Consider the following 18,181-nt stretch of genomic DNA (forward strand, 5'->3'; position numbering starts at 1 on the left):
TTAGTTTTTTTCTTTACAAATTAACTAAGCGACTTATTCATTAAAAACTAAAACAACTATGGCAAAGATAACCGCCGCTGAAGTAAATAAATTGAGAAAAGCGACAGGAGCAGGAATGATGGACTGTAAGAAAGCTCTTGTTGAAGTTGATGGTGATTTTGACAAAGCAATCGAAGTTCTTCGTAAAAAAGGACAAAAAGTAGCTGCTAAAAGAGCTGATAGAGAATCTTCTGAAGGTGCTGCTATCGCTAAAGTAAATGCAGATAATACTAAAGGTGCTGTTATTTCATTAAACTGTGAAACAGATTTCGTAGCTAAGAACGATGATTTCGTAAAATTAGCGAACGATTTTGCAGAACTAGCTCTTAACTCTTCTTCAAAAGAAGAACTTTTAGCTGCAGATTACAATGGTATCTCTGTACAGGATAAATTAACTGAGCAAACTGGAGTTATTGGAGAAAAGATCGAGATTGGATCTTTCAAAACTTTAGAAGCTCCTTTCGTAGGATCTTACATTCACGCTGGTAACAAAATCGCTGTTTTAACTGGTCTTTCTAAAAATGTAGAAGGAGCTGAAGAAGCTGCTAAAGATGTTTCTATGCAAGCTGCTGCAATGAATCCAGTTGCACTAAACGAAGAAGGTATCGATCAATCAACTATAGAAAAAGAGATCGAGATCGCTAAAGATCAATTAAGAGCTGAAGGTAAGCCAGAAGAAATGTTAGACAACATCGCTAAAGGTAAAATTAAGCGTTACTTTAAAGATAACACTTTAGTAAACCAGGCTTTTATTAAAGATAGCAAGCAATCTGTTGCACAATACGTAAAATCTGTAGATTCAGATCTTACTGTAGTTGCTTTTGAAAGAGTTGCTTTAGGAGAATAATTTCTTCGGAAAAATATATTGATAAAAACCGCTTCAATCGAAGCGGTTTTTTTATTTTCAAATTATGTCTACAAAACCATTTAAATTTAAACAATTTGAAGTTCATCAGGATCGATGCGCTATGAAAATAGGCACCGATGGCGTACTACTTGGCGCCTGGGCGACCGCTCCTAACCAAGCCCAAAGTATTTTGGATGTAGGAACCGGCACTGGTGTAATCGCTTTAATGATGGCGCAACGATATTCGGCAGAATTGATCGATGCTCTTGAAATTGATGAAAATGCTTACGAACAGGCTGTTGAAAATTTTGAACGCAGCGACTGGGGCGATCGTCTATTTTGCTATCATGCTGAATTTGGAGAGTTTGTAGAAGAAATGCAGGATGAAGAAAAGTATGATCTAATTATATCAAATCCTCCATTCTATAATTCAGATTATAAAACTACTTCAGAGGAACGAGATATCGCAAGATTTCAGGATGCCTTACCTTTCGAGCTTTTACTGGAAGGTTCTACTTACCTTCTTGCTGAAAAAGGAAAGTTAGCCGTGATTATTCCGAAGAACCAGGAAGAAAGATTTCTTCACATCGCTAAAAATTTTAGCCTTTTCCCTGAAAAGATCACTTACGTAAAAGGCACTCCAGATTCAGAAATAAAAAGATGTCTTATTTCCCTAATTTCAACACCAATTGAAACTGTTACGGATGAATTAGTGATCGAACATAAACGACATCAATACACTGAAGCATACATGAAATTGGTATCACCTTTTTACCTGAAAATGTAATTTCTATTGATTCCTAGTAAAAACTTGGTTACATTTAGTAAACTACCAAAAGGGCAAACCCAAGAGGCATTCGCTGGAAACAAATTTTTAGTTTGGAGGCAAGCCTCAGGATATTATACCCTTTGGCGGTATCAATAAAACTAAACGTTACAAATGAAACCTGATCTTTTTACCGCACCAGATTATTACAATATTGACGACTTATTAAACGAGGAGCATAAAATGGTTCGTGAAGCCACGAGATCCTGGGTAAAAAAGGAATTAAGTCCAATTATCGAAAATGCTGCACAAAAAGCAGAATTTCCAAAAACTCTTCTAAATGGTTTAGCTGAAATTGGTGCTTTTGGTCCTTATATTTCTGCAGAGTATGGTGGCGCGGGTCTCGACCAGATTTCTTACGGAATAATGATGCAGGAAATAGAAAGAGGCGATAGTGGTATACGATCTACCGCGTCTGTTCAGTCTTCGTTGGTAATGTATCCAATTTTCGCCTATGGATCTGAAGAGCAGAAGAAAAAATTCCTCCCAAAATTAGCTTACGGAGAAATGATTGGATGCTTTGGATTAACCGAACCTGATTTTGGTTCGAATCCCAGCGGAATGCTTACCAATTTCAAAGATAAAGGAGATCATTATTTACTCAACGGCGCTAAACTATGGATATCTAATGCTCCTTTTGCAGATATTGCCGTAGTATGGGCCAAAAATGAAGAGGGCCGTATTCACGGACTAATAGTCGAACGCGGGATGGAAGGTTTCTCTACGCCAGAAACTCATAATAAATGGTCTCTTAGAGCTAGCGCGACCGGTGAATTGATCTTTAACGATGTAAAGATTCCGAAGGAAAATCTTTTACCAAATAAAAACGGATTAGGTGCTCCGTTAGGCTGTCTTGATTCAGCTCGATATGGGATTGCATGGGGAGCTATTGGCGCGGCAATGGATTGTTATGACACTGCATTAAGGTACGCTAAAGAAAGAATACAGTTTGGTAAACCAATTGCCGTAAAACAACTTCAACAGAAAAAATTAGCTGAAATGATTACCGAGATCACAAAAGCACAATTATTAGCCTGGCGCCTAGGAACACTCAAAAACGAAGGAAAAGCAACTTCAGCACAAATATCCATGGCGAAAAGAAATAATGTTGATATGGCCTTAAAAATAGCGCGTGAGGCTCGCCAAATATTAGGTGCTATGGGAATTACAGGAGAATATAGTATTATGCGCCATATGATGAATTTGGAAAGTGTTATTACCTACGAAGGCACGCATGACATTCATCTTCTTATTACCGGATTAGATATTACAGGACATTCGGCATTCTAAAAATTAATGTCGAAATTGTATAAAATCGGCATGTATTTTTAAGATATTAAATCGTCATAGTAGATCGAAACAAGGGCAGCGTTTACAACGTTTGCCTTTTTTATATTTTTCGCAGCATTTCTTTTTAAGCTTCACATCTTTTTTAGGAACCACACCCTCTACCCTGAGAAAATCTTTAGACTTTTCAGAATAAAAAATAATGATATGAAAATGAGTAAATCTAATCATAATACCTTTCAATTTAGCCAGAAATCCCGAATTTTGTTCCCAACATTATTTAAAAAGACTGTTATTATTTTAAAATCCCTAGGCTAGCTACTATTTTTGCTGCAAATTTAATTGAAGCTATGATTAAAGACATCAATAAAGTTTTAAAACCTCAGGTAGAAACTTTACTAAACCACTCGCTATACTCAAAGATCACTTCACCTAAAGAATTACAGATCTTTATGGAACATCATGTTTTTGCGGTATGGGACTTTATGTCTTTACTTAAAGCTTTGCAACAAAATCTTACCAAAACTACTAATCCCTGGTTTCCTGTTGGAAATCCTGAAACTAGATATTTGATCAACGAGATCGTTCTTGCTGAAGAAACCGATGTTAATTTCTACGGAAAACACCAAAGTCATTATGAAATGTATATTGATGCGATGGAAAAAGCAGGTGCAAATACGACCAAAATCAATAAATTTCTAGACCAGGTGATTCACGGTACCGATATTTACCTAATCATTGCGGCTAGTGATCTTCCATGGAGCATTAAGCAGTTCGTAAAATTTACTTTTGAAACTATTTCTGAAGGGAAACCACATAAAATTGCTTCAGCTTTCACTTTTGGAAGAGAAGGCTTAATTCCGGGAATGTTCACTTCTATCATTAGTAAAATTCAGAAGAACTTTCCTGAAGAAGATTTAAAACTATTCAAATATTATTTTGATCGCCACATAGAACTCGATGACGATGAGCACGGCCCAATGGCTTTTGAAATGATCGAACATCTTTGCGGAAATGACAGAACCAAATGGGATGAGGTAGAGGAAATTGCAAAACAAGCACTCGATGCCCGAATCGAACTATGGGATGGTATCGAAAAAGAAATTCAACAGGAAAAAATCCTAAAATGAAAATCCGAATCCAATATTAAAGATTAGTCCATCGAATAATAACTTTTGCGGAGATTCGTCTGCAGCAAAAAGCTCATCAAAACTTTCTGACTCTGTTCTGGTTTCGCCTTCATAAGTAAACTCGTATTCTAAATATTCTGGATAAGAACTAAAAGCGTAACCAATTTCAGGTCTAAAATAAAATAGACCTCCTAATTTAGCCCCTAGTTTAAGATTAAAGGAATCGTGTTTAAAATCTATATTCGCCGTCCCTTCGTATGATTGAACATCGCCATACATTTCTGGCTGATAATCATAAATGGTAGCATCGAAATTAAAACTACTATAGCTCGCACCAATATAAAGTCCTTTACCTGGCTTAAAAAGATAGTAATTTAATCCACCTTCAAAATAGCTGAATTTCACATCTGGATCCTGGCTATCGTTATCCTCTTCGACATCATCACTTAAAAATTCAGATAAAAAGCCAAAATTAATATTAGAGTATTCAACATTGGCTGCTAAGCGATTATTAAAAAGAGGAGTAACATATTCAACATTCCCCCCTGCTATATTTGGAAATCCTATTTTCACACCGATTCTTAGTGGTCTTACTTTTTCATCAAAATCTCCTATCGATTGAGCAGAGACATTAAGACCAAAAAAAAGGACAGAAATAAAACAAACTAATTTTGAAGTTTTAGAGAGAGCTTTCATATTCTAAGTTTGTTTAAAAATAGAATTACTTTTAAACAAAAAAAATACCCGAAATCGGGTATTTTCTGTTTTAATATAAGTCGAAATCTTAAGTTGACTCTGGAGCTAATTTTACCTCCAACCCATCCAGATCTTCAGTTATAGGAATCTGGCAACTTAAACGACTATTATCTTCAACAAAAAATGCCTGATCTAACATATCTTCTTCCTCAAAACTTTGCTCTGGTAACATATGCTCTAAATTAAGCGTATAACACTGGCAAGAGGCACACATGGCCATACCGCCACAAATACCAATGGTACCTTCTGGAGCCAATTCGTAAGAACGAACTACTTCCATTAAATTCATATTCATATCTGTAGGAGCATCTACAGTATGTGCTTCACCTTCTCTGTCGATGATGGTAATTTTTATATCAGACATGTTTCAATATTTTGAAGCTTGATGCTTCTACTATTAATTTATACTCTTAACTACTTCTTTCTTGGCTTCTTTTCTACTTCCGTCGAAACCATTAACACCACTAACGGTGGTATATTTCATTACGTACTTTTTATCTGGAAAAATACGTTGATAGGCACTTTGGCACATAATTGCTGCTTCGTGGAATCCACAAAGAATCAACTTAAGTTTACCAGGATATGTATTTACATCTCCAATTGCATAAACGCCTGGAATATTAGTTTGATAATCGTATGTATTATCAACTTTTATTGCATTTTTTTCTATTTCTAGTCCCCAATCACCAATTGGCCCAAGTTTTGGCGATAAACCAAAAAGTGGAATAAAGTAATCGGTTTCTTTTATCTCTTCTCCAAGTGCGGTATCCTTATGTCTAATCACTACAGCCTCAAGATCATCTTCTCCCTTAAGATCAACGACCTCTGCATTAGTAATTAGCTTGATTTTACCGATTTTAGATAGCTCTTCTACTTTTTCTACGGAATCTAAAGCGCCTCTAAACTCTTTTCTACGGTGCACCAAAGAAACTTCTGAAGCAACATCGGCCAGATAGATAGCCCAATCTAATGCAGAATCTCCACCGCCAGCAATAACCACTTTCTTATCGCGATAAACTTCTGGCTCCTTTATCATGTAAGCAACACCCTTATCTTCAAAATCTGTAATTGTTGGAATTGGCGGCTTTCTTGGCTCAAAACTTCCCAAACCTCCAGCAATTACAACAACCGGTGCATGATGCTTAGTACCTTTATTAGTGGTTACTATAAAACTTCCATCCTCTTGCTTATCGATAGTCTCAGCGCGCTCTCCTAAGGTAAATCCTGGTTCAAAGGATTTGATTTGTTCCATAAGATTAGTCACAAGATCTCCTGCAAGAACCTCTGGAAATCCAGGAATATCATAAATCGGTTTTTTAGGATATATTTCTGAACATTGCCCACCAGGTTGCGGCAAAGCATCGATAAGGTGACATTTCAATTTTAGTAATCCTGCCTCAAAAACAGTAAAAAGTCCTGTTGGTCCTGCACCAACAATTATCATATCTGTTTTAATCATGCTATTTGTAATAATTTGAAGATTTTTCTAATCGATTGAGATTATTTACTTCTGAATATTAATTACTTCTTCTATCTGCGGAACATACTTTTTTATCGTCATCTCTACCCCAGACTTTAACGTCATTTGATTTACAGAGCAACCCACACAAGCACCTTCTAATTGTACTTTTACCAAACGGTCGTCTTCAATCGCAACCAAAGAGATATCGCCCCCATCACTTTCTAAAAAAGGACGAATTTCGGCTAATGCCTTTTCTACATTAAGTTTTACTTCTTCGCTTGTCATTTACTTAGTTTTAACCGCACTACATCCAGCCATCGTGGTGATCTTAATCGCCTCGGTTGGAGGTAAGCTTTTGTTTCTGTTTACCGTTTCCTGTACCATATTTCTAGTGATCTCTTTGAAAGATTCCTCTAAAGGAGTTTCTTCCTGAAGCGCTGCAGGACGACCAATATCACCAGATTCTCTAAGACTTTGCACCAAAGGAATTTCTCCTAAAAATGGCACTTGTAAATCTTCAGACAGGTTCTTAGCTCCCTGCTCTCCAAAAATATAATATTTATTATTCGGCAACTCTTGTGGGGTAAAGTACGCCATATTTTCAACAATACCCAGTACTGGTACGTTTATGCTTTCCTGCTGGAACATTGCTACACCTTTTTTAGCATCTGCCAAGGCAACGTTTTGCGGTGTACTTACCACAACTGATCCTGTAATTGGCAAAGACTGCATGATAGAAAGATGAATATCTCCTGTTCCAGGTGGTAGATCTACTAAAAGAAAATCTAGTTCTCCCCAGGCTGCATCAAAGATCATTTGGTTTAATGCTTTCGCAGCCATTGGTCCTCTCCAGATCACCGCCTGGTTTGGTTTGGTGAAAAATCCGATAGAAAGAATTTTTACTCCGTAATTTTCTACAGGTTTCATTTTAGATTTCCCATCGACATTTACAGATAATGGTCGTTCTGCAGCCACATCAAACATAATTGGGACAGAAGGCCCGTAAATATCTGCATCTAAAACACCTACTTTAAAGCCCATTTTGGATAAGGTAACTGCTAAATTCGCAGTAACGGTAGACTTTCCTACACCACCTTTTCCTGATGCAACCGCTATTACATTTTTAATCCCAGGAATTGGTTTTCCCTTAATTTCTGGAGCTTTTTTCTCGGCTGCCGGTGCTTCCACCTTTATATTTACTTTTATTTTAGCTTTTTCATAAACGTGCTCATGAATTGCTTTCATCACATCTACTTCAGCTCTCTTTTTTATGTGAAGTGCTGGCGAGCTTAATACTAAATCTACAACAACCTCATCACCAAAGGTCATAACGTTTTGCAAAGCACCACCTTCTACCATGTTTTTGCCTTCACCGGCAACACTAATAGTTTCTAATGCTTTGATTATTTCTTTCCTATCTAATTTCATAAAAATTTTTAATCAGAATATCTTCTAATTAGATCGATTCTAAACGCAAATATACTTTGAAATGCTAAGAACACGAAGCATTTATAAAGAATTGATCTATTATATCATAAACACAAGTAATTCAGTTTTTCTGAATTGAAAATGCTATGAATTTAGTATACCAAAATTCTAAAACCTTACAGAAAGATTTTTCTTAAAACTAAGCATCCAACTCGATCATGGGATCCCAAAATATCGACTCAAAATTAAGGATTTTTAGCTCTTTTACCGCTACACCTTCAGCTTCCAATAATTGCTGCATGGCATTAGAACCTCCAAAATGACTTTTACCGGTAAGAATTCCGTTTCGATTTACTACTCGGTGCGCAGGAACATCATCTCTGTGTTTAGAAGCACTCATCGCCCAACCGACCATGCGCGCACTTTTAGCCGCTCCAAGATATTTTGCAATAGCTCCATAGGAAGTTACACGACCTTCAGGAATTTGCGCAGCGACATCATAAACTCTTTCAAAAAAACCAGATTTATCTACTGCACTCATGAATTATAAATCCTAATTATGGTGATCACGACGAGAATGGCCATTAAGCCAGCCATAAAATAATTGGAATATTTAGCGAATTTCTCTGCTTTCTTTTCAATTTTAATAAAGGAAAGCACGTAAAGATAAAGGCTGGTAAAACTACCTAAAGCGGCAGCACTGGCAAAAGCAATAATTTTAAACCAATTATAACTAACGCCAACACCTACATTAAATCCACCGGCAATCGCACAAAAATAGGGAATAGGAAAAATATTTAATGCTGCGATTAGCATCCCTTTGTACAAACTGCTATTATGTTTTTTCTTGGAATGAGAAGGAATCCCTTTTTTCTTTTTCGCCTGAATAAAAAAATACACTCCTAAAATACTGAATATCACCAAAGCCGCTCTTAACATTACGCGCTGCACAAATGGATGATCAAAAATGTATTTGGCCAGTAAAACCGCAATAAAAGCCTGAAGCAAGATCACGACAGAAGCCCCTATCGCCACCAACATTCCATTTTTCTTACCACGTTCAATACAGGTTTTAGCAACGGTCATGTTCACTAAGCCTGGCGGCAAAACTCCAAAAAGTGCCGCAAAATAAACGATTAGAAAAATTTTTGCTTCTTCCAAAAACCTGTTATTTTATTCTGAATTTAATATACGTAATTGGTTTTCCTTTTTCAAGATACTGCTTTTCGTAGAAAGTTTGTATCCCAGTTACTTCTTTCGGCGCACCTTCGTTTTTATACACGTGGTGATTAGCATAAAGCACTTCGTGACCCTCGCCATGCAATAAACCTAAAGTATAACCATGCATAAATTCACTATCGGTTTTTAGATTTACAACACCATCTTGCTTCAATATCTTTTTATACTTCTGTAAAAATTCGGTATTCGTTAAACGATGTTTGGTTCTTTTATATTTTATCTGAGGATCTGGGAAAGTGATCCAAATTTCACTTACTTCATTTTCAGCGAAAGCATAATCGATAAGTTCGATCTGTGTTCTTAGAAAACCAACATTATCCATTTCTTCTTCAACCGCTGTTTTCGCTCCTCGCCAAAACCGCGCTCCTTTTATGTCGATTCCTATAAAATTCTTTTCTGGAAATGCCTGCGCAAGACCAACGCTATACTCGCCTTTACCACAACCCAATTCTAAAACTATTGGTTGATCGTTCTTAAAAAATTTGGTATTCCATTTTCCTTTATACTGAAATTGAGCTCCTGTAAGCTCTTCTCTAGTTGGCTGAATGACATTTGAAAATGTCTCGTTTTCTTTAAAACGTTTTAATTTATTCTTACTTCCCACAGACGAAATTTGATTTTCAGCAAATTTATATAATATTATTTCGGTTTTTAGCAAAGTTGGGACTACAAATGTATAATTTCAGGCTTCAAAGACAAGCTTTTAGAATCCTGAAATTGATATTTAAAACTTTCGTGATGTTTTTTTAATACCTAAAAAGCGTTTCAATTTTCAACAAATCTATATTTGTAAAATGCAAAAAAAGCGAATTTTGGTTGCGGTTTTAAATTGGGGTTTGGGTCATGCGACTCGATGTATCCCTATCATTAAAGCTCTTCTAAAAAACGACTATGAGCCTATTTTAGCATCAGATGGTGATGCTTTGCGATTGCTGAAAAAAGAATTCCCACATATTATTTGTATTGAACTTCCTTCCTATAATATTAAATACACTGAAGATCCTTCGAATCTTAAATGGAAATTACTTTTTGACAGCCCCAGAATATTGGGCGTCATTAAAACCGAAAAGAAAATCACCAAAAAAATTATCCAGGATTATCAAATTTCGGGTATCATTTCAGATAATCGTTGGGGCGTAAGAAACAAAAAGATAAAAAGCGTTTTTATCACGCATCAATTAAATGTACTTTCAGGAAACACAACTTACTTCAGCAGTAAAATTCAGCAAAAATTTATTCAGAAATTTAACGAATGTTGGGTTCCTGATCTACCGGGAAGCAAAAACCTAAGCGGCATACTTGGTCATTTAAAGGAAACGACTTCAGCAATAAAATATATTGGACCTTTAAGCCGAATTGAGAAGCGTTCCTGGCCAAAAGTCTATGATTACCTGATCATTTTATCTGGTCCAGAACCTCAACGCACATTTTTAGAGCTTAAATTACTACAGGTTTTTAAGAGTACTGAATCTAAGATTCTATTTATTAGAGGTGTTTTTTCTTCGGAAGAAATTAGCCTGAAAAACTCCAATATTAACATTAGAAACCATCTTTATGGTGCGGTTTTACAGCAAGCCATGAATAGTTGCAACTATGTAATTGCACGCTCTGGCTATACCACGATTATGGATCTTAGTAAAATTGAAGCGAAAGCATTTTTTATACCCACTCCCGGGCAATTTGAACAAGAATATCTTGCCGAGCGTTGCGAGAAACTCGGCATTGCTCCATTTTGTACACAGGAAGAATTTTCTTTAGAAAAATTGAAGAATTTAGATGAATTCTCAGGCTTCAGCAATTTCAGGTTCGAGCACTCTTTCCGGGATCTCTTTGCTCTTTTCGAGCGTGAATGAAAATTCACTTCCTACTCCAAAAACACTTTCTACATAAATCTTTTCGGTATGTGCTTCAATTATATGTTTAACGATAGACAAACCTAAACCAGAGCCGCCTTCTTTACGCGATCCACTTTTATCTACGCGATAAAAACGTTCGAATAAACGTGGAATATTATCTTTAGCGATTCCTTCACCATTATCGGTAACCCTAACAATGACTTTATTTTTGATAAGATTTTCGATACTTATTTCGGTTGTTCCACCTTCTTTACCGTATTTAATGGAGTTCACAACCAAATTGGTAATTACCTGCTGAATCCTTTCCTGATCGGCTCTTACCCAGATTGCTTCCTGGTATTCCATATCGAAGGTTAAGGTGATATTCTTTTTCGCTGCCTTCATTTCCAGCAGATCAAAAGAATTTTGGATTAGTTCCACGATATCAAAATCTTCAATATAAAGATGTAGATCACCTGTTTCTAATTTGGTGATCATATCGAGATCTTTTACGATATAAATAAGTCTTTCTACTCCTTTACTGGCGCGCTGTAGATACTTTTTACGCACAGTTTTGTCTTTCATCGCTCCATCCAGTAAAGTAAGAATATACCCCTGAACTGTAAAAAGTGGTGTTTTTAACTCGTGAGAGACATTTCCCATAAATTCTTTACGGTAATTCTCTCTAACTTTAAGGGTTTCAATCTCCAGCTTTTTATTCTCAGCAAACTTTTCTACCTCTTTGGTAAGTGTTGCCATATCTGTGGTTACCTGATTGGGACTAAGCGTTGAAGAATCTAATAAAGATACATCGTCGTATATCTTCTTAATCCTTTTGTAAATAAAATTCTCTACACGATACTGCGTTGTAAAAAAGGAAAAAGTATAACAAACCACGGCAAAACCCAATAGCGCCCACCAATGAAAGTTCCCTGAAAAATAAGAAAAAGCAGTCCATAGACCGCTTAAAAATAAGGTAAGATATAAAGAGGTCTTTATTGCAAATGTGTAGGACTTCTTAAATTTTTTCGCCATTAAACTACAAACTTATAACCAACTCCTTTTACGGTTTTAAAGCTGTCGTCTCCAATTTTTTCTCTTAATTTACGAATATGCACATCTATGGTACGTCCTCCAACAACAACTTCGTTACCCCAAACTTTATCCAGAATATCTTCTCTTTTAAAGACTTTTCCTGGTTTTGAAGCTAATAGTGAAAGTAGTTCAAATTCTTTACGAGGCAAAATCATCTCCTCTTTATTCTTTACTACTTTGTATTCGTCTCTATTGATAACAATCTCTCCTACTTTTACAATATTAGAGGCTGTTTCTTCATCTCTAAACCTTCTTAATAAAGCTTTTACTTTACTAATTAAAACTTTTGGTTTTATAGGTTTTGTAATATAATCGTCTGCACCGGCATCAAAACCTGCCATTTGAGAATAGTCTTCGCCACGAGCAGTTAGAAAGGTGATAATGGTTTCGTCTAAGTCTGGTATTTTACGCATTTGTTCACAAGCCTCTATCCCATCCATTCCTGGCATCATTACATCAAGAATAATTAAATGCGGATTTTTCTTTTTAGCTACTTTTACCGCATCTGCGCCATTATCGGCTGTGATTACTTGATAACCTTCTGCAGACAGGTTGTACCCAACGATCTCTAAGATATCTGGCTCGTCATCTACTAGAAGGATGCGGATGTCTTTTTTCTTCATTTCAGTATAGATTTTAACAAATACGCGGTAAATGTAATTATTAATTTCAACCTACAATTTAAGCATTTATTTAGTAACCTTTACATAACACTAAAATGACAAAGCGTTAATTTGTCGTTAACACAAGCTTTACATATCGCCCTTTAATTTGCACTCAAGAATCAAACAAAGGGATGAACAAATTTTTAGTACTAATTGCATTTTTACTTACTACTATAGTAAATGCACAAGAAACAACAGGCTCTATCGCGGGGAAACTTACAGATCGCGAAATGAATGGTGAAGCATTACCATTTGCCAACGTAACAATTAAAGGAACTTCAAAAGGAACAACATCAGATTATGATGGTCTTTATGTTCTAGACAAATTAGAACCGGGAACATACACCGTGGTATTTAGTTTTATTGGGTACGAAACTTTAGAAATACCAAATGTACAGGTAGTTGCTGGTAAAGTTACCGAAATCAATACTGATTTAGGAGCCAGCGCAGCTTCTTTAGATGAAGTTATTATTACAACAGTTTCCAGAAGAGACAGTGAAGTTGCTTTATTGCTAGAGCAAAAAGGGGCTATAGATATTAAGGAAAGTATCGGAGCTCAGGAATTAGCTAAATTAGGAGTTTCTGATGCAGGGACTGCAACAACTAAGATCTCTGGTGTAACTAGCAGTGAAGCTTCTGGGGATATTTTTGTTCGAGGTCTTGGAGATCGTTATCTATACTCGACATTAAATGGACTACCAATTCCATCTGATGATGTAGAGAGAAAGAATATCGATCTTGGCTTATTCTCTACTCGAGTGCTAAGTAGCCTTGCCATTAGCAAAACTTATTCTGCAAATACATCTGCAGACCAGGCTTCTGGAAATGTAGATATAACTACACGAACTTTAAGAGGTAGCGAAGAACTTAATGCTGGGATTAGAGTTGGTGTAAACACAAATGCTGTAGGACAGTTCGACTCATTTAAAGTATCACCAAACCAAAGTGATGCAACTTTAGGTTTTTACGACCAGAGTATCCCTACTGAACAGGCTTTAGAATACCAATCATGGAACACCCAAACTGCAGAGCTTCCTTTAAACAGGAGAATTGCTCTTACCGCCGGTAAAAAATTTGGCGATAAATTCAAATTATTATTTACAGGTTCTGTGTCTTCAAAATTTGAGCATAGAGAAGGTATATTTAGAGAATACAGAAGTAATCAGCTTTACGATTACTTCTCTGATGTAGAGAATTTTGAAAAGACAGATAACACTACAGCACTTTTAGATGCTACTTACGAGATCAATGACGATCACGAAGTAAAAGCTACCAGTTTATTTATTAATAAGCTTACCGACCAGGTTTACGAAAGTGGACGTAATGGTAGAGGAGTTATTTTTGAAGAAACCTCTCCTGCTGAGAATCTAAATCAGTTTGTTCGTGATCAAAACATCAAACAAACAAGAATCTTAATTAATCAATTACATGGTAAACATCGCTTTTTCGAAAACAACGAATTAGATTGGGGTGTTGGAGTAAATCTTGTAAATGCAGATGAGCCAAATCGTATTCGTAACGAAGTAAATTATGATGGTGAAGATTTTGTACAGTTAGGAAGAACTGGTGGTTTCCAGCAACGTAAATCTGCACAAAAAATCGAAGATCAGGAATTTAATGCATTTCTTGAAGATCAAATCACAATCGCTAAAAACGACAGCCTTGACCAAAATGTATTTTTACAGTTTGGTGGTAATTATAGAAATAAGGAAAGAGATTTTAAATCCAAATTCTATGGTGTAGAAGAAGATGTACTAAACGCAGTAAATCCTATATCTATCGACGATTTTTCGAATGTTTTCACTTCAGAAAATTTTGACAATGGCACTATAGACGGGACAACATTACCTACAGATCGATATAGAGCAAATTTAACTTCTTATGGTGGTTTCTCCACTTTTAACTACGGCAAAGGAAAATGGAATGTTAACCTTGGTGCAAGATTCCAAAGAGATGAGCTTGATGTAAGGTTTAGGGTTAACAACTATCCTTCCACAAGACCTCAATATTCGATAAAAGAATACGATAATATTTATCCAAGTTTAAATGTGAAGTTTTCACCAAGCGAAAACTCGAATATTAGATTAGCTGCAAGTAAAACTATCACATTGCCGGAATTTAAAGAAATTGCTCCTTTCGAATACGTTTCACAAACAGGACAAGTAACTCGGGGTAATCCTAACTTGGATGCTTCCACCAACTATAACTTAGATTTAAAATATGAATTCTTTCCAAGTAACGGGCAGTTAGTTTCTTTAACTGGATTCTACAAAAAGATCGAAGATCCAATCAATAAAGTTCAGGATAGAGGTGCTGCGGGAGTATTTAGTTATTTCAACGCTGGGGAAGAAGCTAATATCTACGGAATAGAATTAGAGACCAGAATCGATATTATCGATGCTGAAGATGAAAATGCTCTGGACTTCGGGATTGGTTTCAATGCTTCAAGAATGTGGCATAATCAAGACCTAAAAGATGTTTATGAAGATGGAACTTATATAAGAACTTTCCAGTATAACAACAAAACTGAAGTTGGATTACAAGGTGCTTCAGATTGGATATTTAATGGTTCATTAAACTTTTCAACAGAAAATTCAGATAGAGCATTTAGAGGATCGATTGTAGCAAACTATCAGTCGGATAAAATATACGCCTTAGGAGCTCCCGAAGTTCAAACACAAACAGATGTTTTCTATAACGATGAGATCGTAGAAAAAGGTTTTGTGACCTTAGACGCGATCATAAGTAAAAACTTTGGAGAAAATTGGTCAATTCAGTTCAGAGGTCAAAATTTATTAAACCCAGAGATCGAAAGATATCAGGCCGTACGCCCTAGCACCACAGGAATCGAAGCCGATCAAACAGTAAGATCGTACTCCCGTGGGGCAGTCTTAAGCCTTGGTGTAGGATATTCATTTTAATAAATGATATAAAAATTAACTAAAACTCAAATTAAAAATCAATTTAACACTTATGAAAAGCAAAACTAAAAACTTGTATTTAGTATTGTTTGCAATGTTCGCTTTAGGACTTGCAAGCTGTAGCAGTGACGACGACTTTCCATCAGATGATGATGGAGGAGAAAATCCTGAAGAGCTTGATCCATCCAACTGGCAAGGAACTATCGAAGAAAACCTTACTTTAGATGCAACTGAAACTTACCAATTAAGCGGAGTAATTTCTGTTGAGGCTGGAGCGACTCTTACCATACCAGCAGGAACTCAAATCGTAGCAGACACTGATGATGATGATGATTCGTCAACTAACGTTTATATCGTTGTTCAGCAAGGAGCTATGATCGATATCCAAGGAACATCTTCTGCTCCTGTTGTAATGAGTGCTGCTAGCGGTAACTCTGGTAGCTGGGGTGGCCTTATAATCGCTGGTAACGCTGTTACTACAGAAGGGCCAAACTCTGTTGCAGAAGTTGGTGGTATTGTTTACGGTGGTAGCAATGCTGAAGATAACTCAGGTTCTATTAATTACTTAGTGATTGAAGATGCTGGTGCTCAAATTAACTCTGAATCGCAATTTAATGGTCTTTCACTTTATGCTGTAGGTTCGGCAACCACAATTAACAACGTTGCCATTAACAATGGAGCTGATGATGGTGTAGAATTTTTTGGAGGATCTGTTAGTGCGACTAATCTTTACTTAGAAAATAACGAAGACGATGCTGTAGACTGGACTGAAGGTTGGGACGGTGGCGTTGAGAATGTGTATGTACTTCATACTATCGAGAATTTCTCTACTGCTATCGAGGCTGATGGTCAAAACAATAACCCAACAATTACTAACTTCACTGCTGTTTCTACAACAGGTGGTATCGCCTTACAATTTAAAGCGCTTTCTGGTGCTACAATTACTGGATTATCTTTAAGTGGTTACGATACTACTGTAGATATTACTGAATCAGGAAGAACTGATCTTTCAGGAATTCAAATTGAAGGTGAAGATGCAGACGCTTCTTTAGACTATAATACTGAAGCTACTGTAGATGCAGCAATGTTTGATTGGGTAGGAAACCGTGCAGATGTTGCCGTACTTCCAGGAACTATTGATAATGATTTGTCTTTAAATGCTTCTACAATGTATGTAATCAACGGGGTTGTTTCTGTAGAAAACGGAGCAACTTTAACTATTCCTGCAGGAACTCATATAACTGCAAGAACAGATGAAGATACAGATGGAACAAGTGTTTATATCGTAGTACAAAGAGACGCTATGATCGATATTCAGGGAACTGCTGACGATCCAGTTATTATGAACTCTACATCTGGCAGTGCTGGTAGCTGGGGTGGACTTGTAATCGCCGGTAACGCAGTTTCTACAGATGGTGTTGATCTTACCGCTGAAGTTGGCGGAATCGTTTACGGTGGTGATGAGCCTACAGATAATTCTGGTTCTATTTCTTACTTAATTTTATCTGACGCTGGTGCCTCTATAAACTCTGAATCACAATACAACGGACTTTCACTTTACACTGTTGGATCTGAAACTACGATCGATAATGTCGCTATCCTTAATGGAGCTGACGATGGTGTTGAGTTCTTCGGTGGATCTGTATTCGCCACTAATCTTTACTTAGAAAATAACGAAGATGACGCCGTAGACTGGACGGAAGGCTGGGACGGTGGCGTAGAGAACGTTTATGTTTCTCACACCATCGAAAACTTTTCTACTGCTATCGAGGCAGATGGGCCTAACAGTATGCCAACGATAACTAATTTCACTGCTGTTTCTACAACTGGTGGTATTGCTTTACAGTTTAAAAAACAATCTGGCGCAGTAATCGAAGGCTTATCTCTAAGCGGATACGAAACTATTATAGATCTTACAGAAACAGGTAGAGTACTTACTGCTGCAGATATCACTATCGAAGGAGAAATTGCAGATGTAGATGCTTCATACGACACAGAAGCTACTGTGGATGTTGCAATCTTTGACTGGGTAATGTAATTTTTTCAATCCCATAATTTACAAGACTTTAAAAGGCTGCCACGTGCAGCCTTTTTTTTGCTAAATTGTTAAAAATAACCCAAATACATTTTATCGAATTAAGCAAATTTTGGGTATGATTTTTGATTTTTTATTGTAAGTTTGCAATAACCGACTAAGAAAGCATGAAACTAAATTATCTCTACAGTCTTATTTTGGGATTATTTTTACTGGTAGCTGCGCCTGCAACTGCTCAGGATGCTGATTCGCGTGTTGCAAAGAAAACAACTACTGAAACTATAGAAGGTCTTAGTCTTTATCCAAATCCAGTTTCTGGAGATAAAATCTACATTACTAGTACCAAAAATCTCGAAAAAGAGATAGAAATTTACAATGTTCTTGGTAAAGCCATCAAGAAAACAAAACTTCGTGGCAAAGAACTCGATATTTCTTCACTTGTTGCCGGTATTTACATCGTAAAAATCAAAGAGCAAAACGAAATCGCTACTCGTAAGCTTGTCGTTAAATGAAGAGGAGAGGCTTCGGCCCACGTCGATCCTTATAAAGACGATATTCGGTATTATTCTCATTAATTATTTCTGAAGATTTTATTCTTTTTAACTTTGCGCAAAAT

The 18,181-nt window shown here is 36.5% G+C and carries 18 protein-coding genes; 8 read left to right on the forward strand and 10 right to left on the reverse strand.

The genetic code is table 11. The annotated features are described in order from the left end of the window. Nucleotides 1-58 precede the first annotated feature (58 nt). The 4 genes from tsf (at nt 59) to INR75_RS02225 (ending at nt 4,129) form a co-directional block, all read left to right on the forward strand. Nucleotides 59-886: a translation elongation factor Ts gene (tsf, locus tag INR75_RS02210; RefSeq protein WP_092539502.1), complete on the forward strand. Its 828-nt coding sequence runs from the start codon at nt 59-61 to the stop codon at nt 884-886. Nucleotides 887-950: 64 nt separating this feature from the next. Next, a complete protein-coding gene (locus INR75_RS02215) occupies nt 951-1,673 on the forward strand; it encodes a tRNA1(Val) (adenine(37)-N6)-methyltransferase (RefSeq protein WP_223090577.1) in 723 nt (240 codons plus the stop codon). 153 nt (nt 1,674-1,826) lie between these two features. Next, nucleotides 1,827-3,002, forward strand: a complete 1,176-nt coding sequence (locus INR75_RS02220; protein ID WP_223090578.1) for an acyl-CoA dehydrogenase family protein — start codon at nt 1,827-1,829, stop codon at nt 3,000-3,002. A 347-nt stretch (nt 3,003-3,349) separates the two neighbouring features. Then, complete coding sequence (locus INR75_RS02225) at nt 3,350-4,129, forward strand: DUF3050 domain-containing protein (protein WP_223090579.1); 780 nt, start codon at nt 3,350-3,352, stop codon at nt 4,127-4,129. On the opposite strand, the gene INR75_RS02230 is transcribed toward INR75_RS02225, so the two are convergent. From INR75_RS02230 to trmB, 8 genes are all read right to left on the reverse strand, one after another. Then, the gene (locus INR75_RS02230) at nt 4,121-4,825 is read right to left on the reverse strand and encodes a hypothetical protein (protein WP_223090580.1); all 705 of its coding nucleotides are present in this window, start codon (nt 4,823-4,825) and stop codon (nt 4,121-4,123) included. The genes INR75_RS02225 and INR75_RS02230 overlap by 9 nt on opposite strands. Before the next feature lie 88 nt (nt 4,826-4,913). Further along, on the reverse strand, nt 4,914-5,249 hold the full coding sequence (locus INR75_RS02235) for a 2Fe-2S iron-sulfur cluster-binding protein (RefSeq protein ID WP_223090581.1): 336 nt from the start codon (nt 5,247-5,249) through the stop codon (nt 4,914-4,916). Between the two features lie 33 nt (nt 5,250-5,282). Then, complete coding sequence (locus INR75_RS02240) at nt 5,283-6,344, reverse strand: NAD(P)/FAD-dependent oxidoreductase (protein ID WP_223090582.1); 1,062 nt, start codon at nt 6,342-6,344, stop codon at nt 5,283-5,285. A gap of 45 nt (nt 6,345-6,389) precedes the next feature. Then, complete coding sequence (locus INR75_RS02245) at nt 6,390-6,632, reverse strand: NifU family protein (protein ID WP_084842358.1); 243 nt, start codon at nt 6,630-6,632, stop codon at nt 6,390-6,392. Then, nucleotides 6,633-7,775 carry an Mrp/NBP35 family ATP-binding protein gene (locus tag INR75_RS02250; RefSeq protein WP_223090583.1) on the reverse strand — a complete coding sequence of 381 codons (1,143 nt, stop codon included), beginning with the start codon at nt 7,773-7,775 and terminating at the stop codon, nt 6,633-6,635. A gap of 199 nt (nt 7,776-7,974) precedes the next feature. Continuing rightward, the gene (locus INR75_RS02255; RefSeq protein WP_092539509.1) at nt 7,975-8,316 is read right to left on the reverse strand and encodes an MGMT family protein; all 342 of its coding nucleotides are present in this window, start codon (nt 8,314-8,316) and stop codon (nt 7,975-7,977) included. After that, the gene (locus tag INR75_RS02260; protein WP_092539510.1) at nt 8,313-8,936 is read right to left on the reverse strand and encodes a LysE family translocator; all 624 of its coding nucleotides are present in this window, start codon (nt 8,934-8,936) and stop codon (nt 8,313-8,315) included. The genes INR75_RS02255 and INR75_RS02260 overlap by 4 nt, the downstream gene beginning before the upstream one ends. A 7-nt stretch (nt 8,937-8,943) precedes the next feature. Next, nucleotides 8,944-9,618 carry a tRNA (guanosine(46)-N7)-methyltransferase TrmB gene (gene trmB, locus INR75_RS02265; RefSeq protein ID WP_092540564.1) on the reverse strand — a complete coding sequence of 225 codons (675 nt, stop codon included), beginning with the start codon at nt 9,616-9,618 and terminating at the stop codon, nt 8,944-8,946. 190 nt (nt 9,619-9,808) lie between these two features. Here trmB and INR75_RS02270 point away from each other — a divergent pair, with 190 nt between their 5' ends. After that, nucleotides 9,809-10,867, forward strand: a complete 1,059-nt coding sequence (locus INR75_RS02270; protein WP_223090584.1) for a glycosyltransferase — start codon at nt 9,809-9,811, stop codon at nt 10,865-10,867. On the opposite strand, the gene INR75_RS02275 is transcribed toward INR75_RS02270, so the two are convergent. Beyond that, nucleotides 10,799-11,884, reverse strand: coding sequence for a cell wall metabolism sensor histidine kinase WalK (locus tag INR75_RS02275; RefSeq protein ID WP_092539512.1), 1,086 nt, complete (start codon nt 11,882-11,884; stop codon nt 10,799-10,801). The genes INR75_RS02270 and INR75_RS02275 overlap by 69 nt on opposite strands. Continuing rightward, on the reverse strand, nt 11,884-12,567 hold the full coding sequence (locus INR75_RS02280) for a response regulator transcription factor (protein WP_092539513.1): 684 nt from the start codon (nt 12,565-12,567) through the stop codon (nt 11,884-11,886). Before INR75_RS02280 ends, INR75_RS02275 begins: the two co-directional genes overlap by 1 nt. A 173-nt stretch (nt 12,568-12,740) precedes the next feature. On the opposite strand from INR75_RS02280, the gene INR75_RS02285 reads away from it, so the two are divergent. The 3 genes from INR75_RS02285 (at nt 12,741) to INR75_RS02295 (ending at nt 18,077) form a co-directional block, all read left to right on the forward strand. Continuing rightward, nucleotides 12,741-15,530: a TonB-dependent receptor gene (locus tag INR75_RS02285; protein WP_223090585.1), complete on the forward strand. Its 2,790-nt coding sequence runs from the start codon at nt 12,741-12,743 to the stop codon at nt 15,528-15,530. 52 nt (nt 15,531-15,582) lie between these two features. Next, nucleotides 15,583-17,568 (forward strand): hypothetical protein, encoded by a 1,986-nt coding sequence (locus INR75_RS02290; RefSeq protein WP_223090586.1) that lies wholly within the window; start codon nt 15,583-15,585, stop codon nt 17,566-17,568. Nucleotides 17,569-17,732: 164 nt separating this feature from the next. After that, nucleotides 17,733-18,077: a T9SS type A sorting domain-containing protein gene (locus INR75_RS02295; RefSeq protein ID WP_223090587.1), complete on the forward strand. Its 345-nt coding sequence runs from the start codon at nt 17,733-17,735 to the stop codon at nt 18,075-18,077. Nucleotides 18,078-18,181 lie beyond the last annotated feature (104 nt).

It is taken from the genome of Zunongwangia sp. SCSIO 43204 (assembly GCF_019904275.1).
Lineage (GTDB): Bacteria > Bacteroidota > Bacteroidia > Flavobacteriales > Flavobacteriaceae > Zunongwangia > Zunongwangia mangrovi.